The sequence below is a fragment of the Mesorhizobium australicum genome (assembly GCF_900177325.1).
Lineage (GTDB): Bacteria > Pseudomonadota > Alphaproteobacteria > Rhizobiales > Rhizobiaceae > Mesorhizobium_A > Mesorhizobium_A australicum_A.
This window is the reverse complement of the sequence record NZ_FXBL01000004.1, coordinates 3,640,127-3,652,573: the sequence shown is the minus strand read 5'-3', so window position 1 is coordinate 3,652,573 and position 12,447 is coordinate 3,640,127. Positions and strand designations below refer to the sequence as shown.

Genomic DNA, 12,447 nt, shown 5'->3' with positions numbered 1-12,447 from the left:
AGCGTCAATATTGTCGCAATCGCGCCTTCTCTCCCTCACGCACCGTTGCAGACTGTCATCCAACTTTCGCACGGGCCTCCCTTTTTTGACAAAGGTGGCCGGATGCGAAATGCTTAACGGCACAACGCCACTCAAATGCTCAATGGGAGAGTCAAGATGACAATGTACAGGAGCAATGGTGACCGGGTTCCCGATCACATTGTAAAGATGGCGAAATCGGTTCGGGAAAGCGGCGTCGACCGTCGCGAATTCCTGGCGCTCGCCAGCGCGTTCGGCGCATCGACCGCAATGGCCTACAGCATGATCGGGCTGGCAGCGCCCACCCCCGCAGTCGCGCAGGAGCCCAAGAAGGGCGGCGTGCTGAAGGTTGCGATGTGGATCAAGGATCCGAAGGATCCCCGCACGGCCGACTGGTCGGAGATCGCCAATGCCGAGCGCCAGACGCTCGAGCCGCTGGTGAAATATACCAAGGACTACACGTTCGAGCCCTACCTGCTGGAGAGCTGGGAAGTTAACGACGACGCCACCGAATACACGCTCAAGGTGCGCCCGGGCGTGACCTGGACCAATGGCGACACGTTCAACGCCGATGACGTGATCTACAATTTCACGCGCTGGGCCGACAAGTCGGCAGAGGGCAACTCGATGCCGGGACGCCTGGGCACGATCGTCGACGAGGCGACGGGCAAGCTGCGTGAGGGCTCGCTGACCAAGGTCGACGACATGACCGTGAAGATCAGCCTGACCAAGGCCGACATCGCGCTCATCCCGAGCCTGTGCGACTATCCCGCGTTGATCGTGCACCGCTCCTTCGACGAGACGGGCGCCAACTTCGCCAAGGACCCGATCGGCACCGGCCCGTTCCAGCTCGTCTCCTACGACGTCGGCCAGAAGGTGGTCTACAAGCGCCGCGAGGACGGCAAGTGGTGGGGCGGCGAGGCTTATCTCGACGGCGTCGAGTTCATCGACTACGGCACCGATCCGTCGGCGATGGTCTCGGCCTTCGAGGCCGGCGAGGTGCACACCAACCACGAGACTTCGGCTGACTACGTGTCGATCCTCGAGGGTGTCGGCTGCGTGACCTCGGAGGTCGTCACGGCCTCCACGATCGTGGCGCGCACCAACGTCGCCAACAAGCCCTATGACGACCAGAAGGTACGCCATGCGCTCCAGCTCGCGGTCGACAACGCCATCGTGCTGCAGCTCGGCTACGGCAATGCCGGCACGCCGGCGGAAAACCACCACGTCTGCCCGATCCATCCCGAATATGTCGAGCTGCCAAAGGTGGCGCGCGACGTCGAGAAGGCAAAGGCACTGATGGCCGAGGCCGGCCAGGCCGACTACGAGCACGACCTGATCACCGTCGACGAGGACTGGCACAAGAACACCGGCGACGCGATCGCCGCGCAGCTGCGCGAGGCCGGCATCAAGGTCAAGCGCACGGTTCTGCCGGGCTCGACCTTCTGGAACGACTGGACGAAGTATCCCTATTCGATGACGAACTGGAACATGCGCCCGCTGGGCATCCAGGTCGTCGCCATCGCCTACCGCACCGGCGAGGCGTGGAACGAGGCGGCCTACTCGAATCCCGATCTCGATGCCAAGATCGGCGAGGCGCTTGGCATCGCGGATGCCGAGAAGCGCAAGGGCGCCATGAAGGATATCGAGCAGATCATCCAGGACTCCGGCATCCTGATCCAGCCCTACTGGCGCAAGCTCTACAATTCTTCGGTGCCGGCCGTGAAGAACCACGGCATGCATCCGACCTTCGAGCACGACTACGGCAAGGTCTGGCTGGAGGAAGCCTGATCATAGCAGGAAAACCGGGAGGGGCGCCGAGCGCGCCCCTCATGTTTCGACGGGTGACTTCGTGACCCCAACCTAGATGGCAGGGGCTTACATGCTTGCATTCATCATCAGGCGACTCGGCACCATGGTCATCACCATGCTCTGCCTGACCATGGTCGTCTTCTACATGGTCAATCTCGAGCCGAACCTGAGAAAGCTGTCCATCAGCCAGCTCGACATGCGCTCGTCTGACGAACACATCGAGCAGTGGCTGGTGAAGAACGGGTTCCGCGAGAACTTTTTCGTCCGCTACGGCCAGTGGCTTGGCGTGGTGAAGCGTGTGCCGGAGATCGACGCCGCGACCGGCAAGCCGACGCTGCGCTACAAGGCCTGCCAGCAGCCGGCCGAGCCTTACTACGGCGGAATCCTGCAGGGCGATTTCGGCTGTTCGACCAAGTTCAAGACCACTGTCGCGGCAAAGCTGTGGCCGGCGCTCGGCGCCACCGGGATTTTGATGTTCTGGGTCATGGTGACGATGGTGCCGATCTCGCTGCTGATCGGCATCCTCGCCGGCATGCGGGAAGGGTCGAGGACGGATCGGACGCTGTCGGTGCTCTCGATAGCAACAACCGCCACGCCCGAATATGTCTCGGGCGTCATCTTCACCGTCATCTTCGCATCCTGGCTAGGCTGGCTCAACGGCTCCGCCGCGTCCGCGACCTCGCAGGGGGTCAATTTCTACAATTTCACGCTGCCGGTAATGACGATGTCGGTCTACGGCATCGGCTACATTGCGAGAATGACCCGCGCCTCCATGGTCGAGGTGATGACGCAGCAATATATCCGCACGGCGCGGTTGAAGGGACTTAGCTTCAGGTCGGTCATTATCAAGCATGCGCTGCGCAATGCGCTGATCGCGCCGTTCACCGTGATCATGCTGCAGTTCCCGTGGCTGCTCACCGGCGTGGTCATTGTCGAGACGATGTTCCGCTACCAGGGCTTCGGCTTCACGCTGGTCGAGGCCGCCGGCAACAACGACATCGACCTGCTGCTCGGCTGTTCGCTCGTCTCCGTGTTCGTCGTGCTGTTCACGCAGCTCATCTCGGACATCGGCTACGCCTATCTCAATCCGCGCATCCGCGTGCAGTAAGGGGGGACGCAGGATGCAGTTGGACAACATCGGCTGGTTTCAGGTTCTCATCGGGGTGATCGGCCGCTTCTGGCCGGTCTGGCTGGCCCTGGCGATCGTGATGGGAGCGAGTTTCGCCTATCGCAAGCGGCTCGGCCTCTACGGCGAGCTGTTCTCGAACTCCGTCGGTATCGCCGGGGTGTTCATCTGCCTGTTCTGGCTGTTCACGGCGATTTTCGCGCCGGTCATCGCGCCGTTCGATCCGCTGACGCAGCTTGCGGTGATGAAGGACGCGATGCCGGGCACCGTCGTGCCGGACACGGGCGATGTCTACTATTTCGGCGGCGACAAGCTCGCACGGGATGTGTTCTCGCGCATGGTCTACGGCAGCCAGATCGTGCTGGTGATCGCGCCCTTCGCGACGATGTTCGCGCTGATGGTCGGGATCACGCTGGGCCTGCCCGCCGGCTACTACGGAGGCAGGATAGACTCGGTCCTGTCCTTCCTCGCCAACCTTGTCCTGGCCTTCCCGGTGATCCTGCTGTTCTACCTGCTGGTGACGCCGGAGATCCGCAACCTCACCTTCGACAGCTGGTTCAGCCAGGCAACTGGCATCGGCGTCTCGATCCCGCGCGGGATGGCCGCGTTCTTCTTCCTGTTCCCGGTCGTGTTCTTCTGCACGCTGTTCTGGACGCGGTTCAAGAACCGGCCCGACCGGCTGTGGATCCAGCTGGCGCTGACCCTCCTGATCGGCGGCTGGGTCTATCTCGGCCTGGTGTTCAGCGCCGATCCGCTCGGCCTGATCTCGATCGAGCCGTCGACGCTCAACATCTTCGTCGCTGTTGTCTTCGCCTCGTCGCCGGGCGTGTTCCGCATCGTGCGCGGCCTGGTGATGGACATCAAGACGCGCGACTACGTGGCGGCGGCGCAGACGCGCGGTGAGAGCCCCTGGTACATCATGATCTGGGAAATCCTGCCCAATGCGCGCGGACCGCTGATCGTCGATGCCTGCCTGCGCATCGGCTACACCACGATCCTGCTCGGCACGCTCGGCTATTTCGGCCTGGGGCTGGCGCCCGAAAGCCCGGACTGGGGCACCGCGATCAAGGACGCCTCGCGGCTCCTGCGCTCCTTCATCCATCCCGCGCTGCCGCCGACGATCGCGCTGATGAGTTTTGTGCTGGGGCTCAACCTGCTCGCGGATGCGCTGCGCGAACAATCGCTGAAGGATTGAGAGGCCGACGATGAACGAAGCCGTGAAAGCCACGACCATCGCAGACGCCAAGCCGATCATCGAGATCGAGAACCTGTCGATCTCCTTTTTCACCAAGCGCGGCGAGATCCCCGCCGTGATGGACTTCTCCTGCACCGTAATGCCCGGAGAGGCGATGGGCATCGTCGGCGAGAGCGGCTGCGGCAAGTCGACCGTGTCGCTCGGCATCATGCGCGACCTGTCCAATGTCGGGAAGATCGTCGGCGGACGGATAAAATTCCAGGGCAGGGACATGGGCGACATGTCCGAGGCGGAGCTGCGCTCGATCCGCGGCAACAAGATCGCGATGATCTACCAGGAGCCGATGGCCTCGCTGAATCCGGCGATGAAGATCGGCCAGCAGCTGATGGAAGTGCCGATCATCCACGAGAAGGTGTCGAAGGAAGAAGCCTATGAGCGCTCGCTGGCGATGCTGAAGGCGGTGCGCCTGCCGGACCCGCCTCGGATGATGAACTCCTATCCGCACCAGCTCTCGGGCGGACAGCAGCAGCGCATCGTTATCGCCATGGCGCTCTTGTCGAAGCCGGCGCTGTTGCTTCTGGACGAGCCGACGACGGCGCTGGACGTGACGGTCGAGGCAGGCATCGTCGAGCTGGTGAAAGGGCTCGGCGAGGAGTTCGGCACGTCTATGATCTTCGTGTCGCACAATCTCGGTCTTATCCTCGAGACCTGCGACCGGATCACGGTGATGTATTCCGGCGAGGCGGTGGAGACCGGCAAGATCAGGGATGTGTTCGACCGGATGCGGCATCCTTATACCCAGGGACTGTTCCGCTCGATCCCGCTGCCGGGCGCCGACAAGAATTCGCGCCCGCTGGTGGCGATCCCGGGGCAACTGCCGCTGCCGCATGAGCGGCCGAAGGGCTGCAATTTCGGACCGCGCTGCCACCATTTCGTCGAAGGGCTCTGTAACGCCGCCGAGATCCCGATGATCGAGGTGGCGGGCCACGACGGCCACTACAGCCGCTGCGTGCGCTTCAACGAGATCGACTGGGAGGCGCTGCCTCCCAACGCAACCGCGGCGAAAGAGCCGGTGAAGCCGGGCGCCCCGATGCTCAACATCGAGGACCTGAAGAAATACTACAAGGTCGCGGCCAACGAGATCTTCGGCGGAGCGGAGGCGAAGACGGTCAAGGCCAACGAGACGATCTCCTTCGTGGCGCGCGAGAGCGAGACGGTCGCGATCGTCGGCGAAAGCGGCTGCGGCAAGTCCACCCTCGCGAAGATCCTGCTCGGGCTGGAGACCGCGACCGAGGGCGGCGTGACGCTCGGCAACCGCCAGATCGCCGGGACGCCGATCGAGAAGCGAGACGTCGAGACGATCTCCTCGATCCAGATGGTGTTCCAGAACCCGTTCGATACGCTCAATCCCAGCCATTCGGTCGGCTCGCAGATCATCCGCACGCTGGAGAAATTCGGCGTCGGCAAGACGGTGGCCGAGCGGCGGCAGCGGATGCTGGAACTGCTCGACCTGGTGAAGCTGCCGCGAGCGTTCGAAACCCGCATGCCGCGCCAGCTCTCCGGCGGGCAGAAGCAGCGCATCGGCGTGGCGCGCGCCTTTGCCGGCATGGCGAAGGTGGTGGTGGCCGACGAGCCGGTGTCAGCGCTCGACGTGTCGGTGCAGGCGGCGGTGACCGAACTGCTGATGGACATCCAGCGCAAGAACAAGACGACGATGCTGTTCATCAGCCACGACCTGTCGGTGGTGCGCTACATCGCCGACCGCGTCGTGGTGATGTATCTCGGCCATATCGTGGAGCAGGGGACCACCGACCAGATCTTCCAGCCGCCCTACCACCCCTATACCGAGGCGCTGCTGTCGGCGATCCCGATCGCAGACACGAGTGTGGTGAAGAAGCTCGTCGTGCTGGAAGGCGACATCCCGTCGGCGATGAACCCGCCCTCCGGCTGCCCGTTCCAGACGCGGTGCAACTACAAGAAGCTGGTTCCGGGCGACCTGTGCGAGCGCGAGGTGCCGCCAGTGCGCGATCTCGGCGGCGGGCACCAGGTGAAGTGCCATCTGTCGGCCGAGGTGTTCGCCGGCATGGAGAACGTCATCTCCTTCGCGCCGGAAGGCGAGGCCGCCTGACCGCTATCGGCAGTTCGACATCTGCCGTTCGTAGCTCTGCGCCATGAGGGCAGTGTCGCGGGCGGTGCGTTTGAGCGAGGCGTTGGAGCGCCAGCTTCCTTTTCCGAAGGCCGACCAGCCGGAATAATAGGCGAGATAGAGGCTGTAGGCGTCGTTCGGGGCGACACCGTAGGTCGACACGGTCTTGCCGTGGTACCAGCCGACGAAATCGACCGCGTCTGCGAATTTGGAGCGGCTGGCGGAGAAGCCGCCGCGCTCGCGCTTGTACTGCTCCCATGTGCCGTCCAGCGCCTGTGCGTAGCCGTAGGCGCTGGACTGACGCTTCCACGGGATAAAGCCGAGCAGTTTCGTGCGCGGCGGGCGCGCATTGGACTGGAAGCCGGATTCCTTGCGGATCGTGGCCATGAGGATGGGCACCGGAATGCCATGCCGACGCTCGGCGGCCTTGGCCGAACGCTGCCAGTTGGTGATCCAGCCGTCCTGCTGCTCGAAGACGGCGCAGACATTGTTGATGCTGTGCGGACGCGTGGCGCAACCCGACAGGCCGAGCGCCAGGGCGACAAGGACCATTTTAGTCAAATGCCCGCGAACCATGCCGCAGTTCTCGCCGCTAAAGGTGAAGGCCGCGTTTGCAAGGATCGTTAATGGATCGCTAATGACGATTCCTAGCTAAATATGAGCGGATTTATCAAGTTTTTAGGATGAAAATTCAACGGCTTATCTGATTTTTTGACCGATTGATAAAATTATAGCCTGTGCTAGCATCTTCCCAACGAACAACAATGGGGAACTGCTGAAATGGCCACTGGCCAGCTTAAGGACGGCATCGTCGCGGGCCGTCTGTCGCCAGCCGAATACGCCGACAACTTCTCGGACCTGCATCCGCCGCTCGACCATCACGAGGCGCTGGTCGAGGCCGATCGCTGCTACTTCTGCTACGACGCGCCCTGCATGCAGGCGTGTCCGACCTCCATCGACATCCCGCTCTTCATCCGCCAGATCGCGACGGGCAATCCGATCGGATCTGCGAAGACCATCTTCGACCAGAACATCCTCGGCGGCATGTGCGCCCGGGTCTGCCCGACCGAGACGCTGTGCGAGGAAGCCTGTGTGCGTGAGACCGCCGAAGGCAAGCCGGTGCAGATCGGCCGGCTGCAGCGTTATGCGACTGATGTCGCGATGGGGCAGGGCAAGCAGTTCTATACGCGCGCCGAGCCGACGGGCAGGAGGATCGCTGTCGTTGGCGCGGGCCCGGCGGGCTTGGCCGCCGCACATCGTCTGGCGGTCAAGGGACACGATGTCACCATCCTCGAGGCAAAGCCGAAGGCGGGCGGGCTCAATGAATACGGCATCGCCGCCTACAAGAGCGTCGACGGCTTCGCGCAGGCGGAGGTCGACTATGTGACGGCCATCGGCGGCATCACCATCCAGAATGGCATGGTGCTGGGGCGCGACTACCACCTTGCCGACCTCACGGCGTCCTATGACGCGGTGTTCCTCGGCATGGGTCTCGGCGGCGTCAACGCGCTGCGGGCGGAAGGCGAGGCGGCCGCCGGCGTCGACAACGCTGTCGATTTCATCGCCGAACTGCGCCAGGCCTCCGACCTCGGCGGGCTGCCGGTGGGGCGCCGCGTGGTGGTGATCGGCGGCGGCATGACGGCAATCGACGCGGCCGTGCAGTCGAAGCTGCTGGGCGCGGAAGAAGTGACGGTCGCCTATCGCCGCGGCAAGGAGCAAATGAACGCTTCCGAGTTCGAACAGGATCTGGCCGCTGCCAACGGGGTGACGATCCGGCACTGGCTGCAGCCCAAGCGCGTGATCGCCGCGAACGGCAAGGTCGCCGGCATCGAGCTGGAATACACCGCGGAGACGGATGGCAGGCTGTCGGGCACCGGCGAGACCGTGGTGCTTCCTGCCGACCAGGTGTTCAAGGCCATCGGCCAGTCCTTCGATGCCGCGCCGCTGAACGGTTCGGGCACGACGATCGCGATGGAGAAAGGCCGCATCAAGGTGGACGCCGAGGGGCGGACCTCCAATCCCAAGGTCTGGGCCGGCGGCGACTGCGTCGCCGATGCGCGCGAGGATCTGACGGTCGCGGCCGTCGCGGCCGGCCGCGACGCGGCGGAGAGCATTCATCGTACTCTCACCTCGAACGGGAGGGCATGAGCCATGGCTGACATTCGCAACAATTTCGTCGGCATCAAGTCGCCGAACCCGTTCTGGCTGGCCTCGGCGCCGCCGACCGACAAGGCCTACAATGTCGAGCGCGCGTTCAAGGCGGGCTGGGGCGGCGTGGTCTGGAAGACGCTGGGCGAGGAAGGTCCTCCGGTCGTCAACGTCAACGGCCCGCGCTACGGCGCGATCTGGGGCGCGGACAGGCGGCTGCTTGGCCTCAACAATATCGAGCTCATCACCGACCGCGCGCTGCAGATCAACCTGCAGGAGATGAAGCAGGTGAAGAGGAACTGGCCGGACCGGGCGCTGGTCGCCTCGATCATGGTGCCGTGTGTCGAAGAATCCTGGAAGGCGATCCTGCCGCTGGTCGAGGAGACGGGCGCTGACGGCATCGAGCTGAATTTTGGCTGCCCGCACGGCATGTCTGAGCGCGGCATGGGCGCCGCTGTCGGCCAGGTGCCGGAATATATCGAAATGGTCGTGCGCTGGTGCAAGCAGTATACGCGTATGCCGGTGATCACAAAGCTGACGCCCAACATCACCGACATCCGCAAGCCGGCGCGGGCGGCGCATCAGGGCGGCACGGACGCGGTGTCGCTGATCAACACGATCAACTCGATTACCGGTGTCAATCTCGATAATTTCTCGCCGGAACCCTCGATCGACGGCAAGGGCAGCCATGGCGGCTATTGCGGTCCGGCGGTGAAGCCGATCGCCATGAACATGGTGGCCGAGATCGCGCGCGACCCGGAAACGCGCGGCCTGCCCATTTCGGGCATCGGCGGCATCACCACCTGGCGCGATGCGGCCGAGTTCATGGCACTCGGCGCCGGCAACGTGCAGGTCTGCACCGCGGCGATGACCTACGGTTTCAAGATCGTGCAGGAGATGATCGCCGGTCTGGAAAACTGGATGGATGAGAAGGGCCATCGCTCGCTCGACGACATCATTGGCCGCGCGACGCCCAACGTCACCGACTGGCAGTTCCTCAACCTCAACTACATCGCCAAGGCGCGCATCGACCAGGACCTTTGCATCAAGTGCGGCCGCTGCCACATCGCCTGCGAAGACACCTCGCACCAGGCGATCACCTCGATGGTCGACGGAAAGCGGCATTTCGAGGTGATGGAGGACGAGTGCGTCGGCTGCAATCTCTGCGTCAACGTCTGCCCGGTGGAGGGCTGCATCGACATGGTGCCGCTCGCGGCGGGCGTGCTCGACCAGCGCACCGGCAAGACCGTCCAGCCGACCTATGCCAACTGGACCACGCATCCGAACAATCCCATGGCGAAGGTCGCGGCGGAGTGAGATAGGCTCCGGCCGCGGCAGGAGGAGCGCCATGGCCGAAGCGTTTGACATCGTCTCGCCGGGGTTCCACGCGGATCCCTTTCCGATGCTGACGCGAATGCGGCAGGCCGGCCCCGTGGTGGGGATGCGACTGCCGATCCTCGGCCGCATCTGGCTGACGACGACGCACGCTGCCTCGGCTGAACTTCTGAAGGACAGCGAGCGCTTCGCCCGCGATCCCGGCAATGCCGGCAGCCGGACGCAGGAGCGGGTGCTGAAGGTGCTGCCGGCGACGCTCGGCCTGCTCGCGAAGAACATGCTCGGCCTCGACGATCCCGAACATCGACGCCTGCGCTCCCTTGTAGATCAGGCCTTCGCGCGCCGGGGCATCGACGGGATGAAGCCGATGATCGAGCAGGTCGCCGAGCGGCTGCTGGACCGGCTCGACGGCAAGCCTGAAGCCGAACTGATGCAGGCCTATTGCCGTGACCTGCCGCTGTCGGTCATCTGCGCGATGCTCGGGCTCCCGGAGAAGGATCACGACTGGTTCAAAGCCTGGTTGGGCAACCTGACCGACACCGCCAACATCTGGGCCGTTTTGCGTGCCGTGCCGGGGGTCTGGCGCATGGTCACTTATCTGAGGACGGTCTCGCGGCCGGACGGAGGGGCGCATCCCGACGGGCTGATCACGGCGCTGCGAGAGGCTCAGACCGAGCATGGCGATTTGTCCGAAGACGAGCTCGTGGCGATGGTCTTCCTCCTGTTCGGGGCAGGGCAGGAAATGACGACGCATCTCATCGCGGGTGGCATCTGGGCTTTGCTCACCCATCACGACGAAAGGGAGCGGCTGACCGCCGATGTTTCGCTGATGCCCGGCGCAGTGGAGGAATGCCTGCGCTGGGTCTGCCCGGTGCAGATGACCAAGCCGCGCTTCGCCCGCTCCGACGTGGAATGGCAGGGCAGGCGGTTCCGTCGCGGTGACATGTTTGCTGCCTTTCTCAGCGGGGCGAATACAGACCCGGACAAGTTCGAGGTGCCTGAGCGCTTCGACATCGGCCGGCATCCGAATCCGCACCTGTCGTTCGGAACCGGCGTTCATTTCTGTCTCGGTTTCCAGCTCGCGCGTGCCGAAATGCGGATTGCGATCGAGAGGCTTTTTGCGCGTTTTCCGGATATCCACCTGGCCGTGGCGCCGCAGGAGATCGCCTGGCGCAAGCGCGTCGGCATTCGCGCCCTCGCGCGATTGCCGGTGCGGTTGACCCATTGAACGCGCCCGCGCTCCATTCCACCTTCGCCACCGGCCGCGACAAGCTTCTCGGCCATCTCGCAATGGTGGGCTTTGCGGCGTTCGTCGCCGGTTCGTTCTCGTTCGGTGCGATCGCGGCTCCTTACCTCTCGCCTGCGGCGCTCAACGCCGCGCGCTTTGCCATTGGGACGGGCATCATGGCAGGCGTCGCGCTGGCGTTGGCGGGTGGCCGGATCGAGCGTCCACGCGCCGTCTGGCGCTACGGCGTTCTTGGCGCGCTGATGGCAGTGTTCTTCATCACCATGTTCGTGGCGTTGCGACTGACCGACCCGGTGTCGACGGGTGCCGTCTTCACCCTGATGCCCATCGCCAGCGCCGGCTTCGGCTGGCTGTTCCTCGGCCAGAAGCCGCGCGGGGTCGTGGTCGCGAGCCTGGTGCTCGCGGCGTTCGGTTCGCTCTGGGTGATCTTCCGTGGTGATCTCTCGGCGGCGGCCAATCTTCAGGTCGGCAGGGGCGAACTCATTTTCTTCGTCGGCGTGCTCTGCCATGCCGCCTATGGCCCATTGCTGCGCCGCTTCAATCGGGGAGAGACGGGCGTCGTCTTCACGCTCTGGACGGTGGCGGCGACAGGCCTGTGCATTGCCCTCTGGGGCTGGCGGGACATCGTCTCGACCGACTGGGCGAGCCTTTCGCCGGCGGCATGGCTGTCGATCTTCTATCTCGGCATATTCACCACGGGTGGCACGTTCTTTCTCACCCAATATGCCTCGATGAGGCTGCCCGCGGCGAAAGTGCTCGCCTACACCTATCTGACGTCCGGCTTCATCATCCTCTACGAGGGATTGCTCGGACATGGCTGGGCGAGCGCCGGCGTCGCTGCCGGCGCCGGGATCACCGTGCTCGGCCTACTCGTCATGGCGCTGGCACGGGACTGACTTTCAGTCACACTGGCGCTGCAATCCGGGAGGATGTTGGCTGCGACTAAACGCATGGAGATCGACATGTCACGGACAGCCTGGATGCTCGCGGGACTTCTTTTCGTTGTCCCGGCAGCTGCCGTTGCCGATGAACCGGAGAGCCCAGCCATGACGAGTTCCGCTGCAACATCGAGCTTCGACTGGGCCGGCAACTGGACGCGGATGGAACTGGCCGGCAAGGACGGCGCGCTGCAGCCCCTTCCGGCGGCGGCGAAGCTCACCTTAGAAGTGGATAAGGATCTGCGCGTCTCGCTCTCGGTCGGCTGCAACCGCATCGGCACCCAGATCATGCCGGGCGAGGGCAGTGCCGTCACCTTCGCGCCGGGCATGGCGACGCGGATGGCATGCCCCGGCGAGATCGGCGACGCCGAGCAGACGCTCACCGATGCGATCGACAAGGTCGCAGGATATGAGATGCGCGGCGATGACGTCGTCTTCGTCGATGCCGCCGGAAAGCCGCTGATGTTGATCGGGCGCTAGGCT

At 64.1% G+C, this 12,447-nt stretch carries 10 protein-coding genes; 9 read left to right on the top strand and 1 reads right to left on the bottom strand.

The features are described 5' to 3' along the window. The first annotated feature begins 156 nt into the window (after positions 1 to 156). The 4 genes from B9Z03_RS20520 to B9Z03_RS20505 all read left to right on the top strand — a co-directional run bounded on the left by B9Z03_RS20520 (position 157) and on the right by B9Z03_RS20505 (position 6,279). The gene (locus B9Z03_RS20520; RefSeq protein ID WP_085465904.1) at positions 157 to 1,809 is read left to right on the top strand and encodes an ABC transporter substrate-binding protein; all 1,653 of its coding nucleotides are present in this window, start codon (positions 157 to 159) and stop codon (positions 1,807 to 1,809) included. 91 nt (positions 1,810 to 1,900) lie between these two features. Beyond that, entirely contained in the window at positions 1,901 to 2,938 is a 1,038-nt protein-coding gene (locus B9Z03_RS20515) for an ABC transporter permease (RefSeq protein ID WP_139832346.1), read from the top strand. 13 nt (positions 2,939 to 2,951) lie between these two features. Continuing rightward, positions 2,952 to 4,151 (top strand): ABC transporter permease, encoded by a 1,200-nt coding sequence (locus tag B9Z03_RS20510; protein ID WP_085465903.1) that lies wholly within the window; start codon positions 2,952 to 2,954, stop codon positions 4,149 to 4,151. Positions 4,152 to 4,161: 10 nt separating this feature from the next. Then, entirely contained in the window at positions 4,162 to 6,279 is a 2,118-nt protein-coding gene (locus B9Z03_RS20505; RefSeq protein WP_085465902.1) for a dipeptide ABC transporter ATP-binding protein, read from the top strand. 3 nt (positions 6,280 to 6,282) lie between these two features. Here the strand turns inward: B9Z03_RS20505 and B9Z03_RS20500 are convergent, their stop codons facing one another. Then, entirely contained in the window at positions 6,283 to 6,873 is a 591-nt protein-coding gene (locus B9Z03_RS20500) for a transglycosylase SLT domain-containing protein (protein WP_085465901.1), read from the bottom strand. Positions 6,874 to 7,077: 204 nt separating this feature from the next. Here B9Z03_RS20500 and B9Z03_RS20495 point away from each other — a divergent pair, with 204 nt between their 5' ends. The 5 genes from B9Z03_RS20495 (at position 7,078) to B9Z03_RS20475 (ending at position 12,444) form a co-directional block, all read left to right on the top strand. Beyond that, entirely contained in the window at positions 7,078 to 8,445 is a 1,368-nt protein-coding gene (locus B9Z03_RS20495) for an NAD(P)-dependent oxidoreductase (protein ID WP_085465900.1), read from the top strand. A gap of 3 nt (positions 8,446 to 8,448) precedes the next feature. Beyond that, positions 8,449 to 9,762: an NAD-dependent dihydropyrimidine dehydrogenase subunit PreA gene (preA, locus tag B9Z03_RS20490; protein WP_085465899.1), complete on the top strand. Its 1,314-nt coding sequence runs from the start codon at positions 8,449 to 8,451 to the stop codon at positions 9,760 to 9,762. Between the two features lie 31 nt (positions 9,763 to 9,793). Beyond that, a complete protein-coding gene (locus tag B9Z03_RS20485) occupies positions 9,794 to 11,008 on the top strand; it encodes a cytochrome P450 family protein (protein WP_085465898.1) in 1,215 nt (404 codons plus the stop codon). Then, on the top strand, positions 11,005 to 11,922 hold the full coding sequence (locus tag B9Z03_RS20480; protein WP_244561800.1) for a DMT family transporter: 918 nt from the start codon (positions 11,005 to 11,007) through the stop codon (positions 11,920 to 11,922). The genes B9Z03_RS20485 and B9Z03_RS20480 overlap by 4 nt, the downstream gene beginning before the upstream one ends. 150 nt (positions 11,923 to 12,072) lie before the next feature. Further along, positions 12,073 to 12,444, top strand: a complete 372-nt coding sequence (locus B9Z03_RS20475) for an META domain-containing protein (RefSeq protein ID WP_176247575.1) — start codon at positions 12,073 to 12,075, stop codon at positions 12,442 to 12,444. Positions 12,445 to 12,447 lie beyond the last annotated feature (3 nt).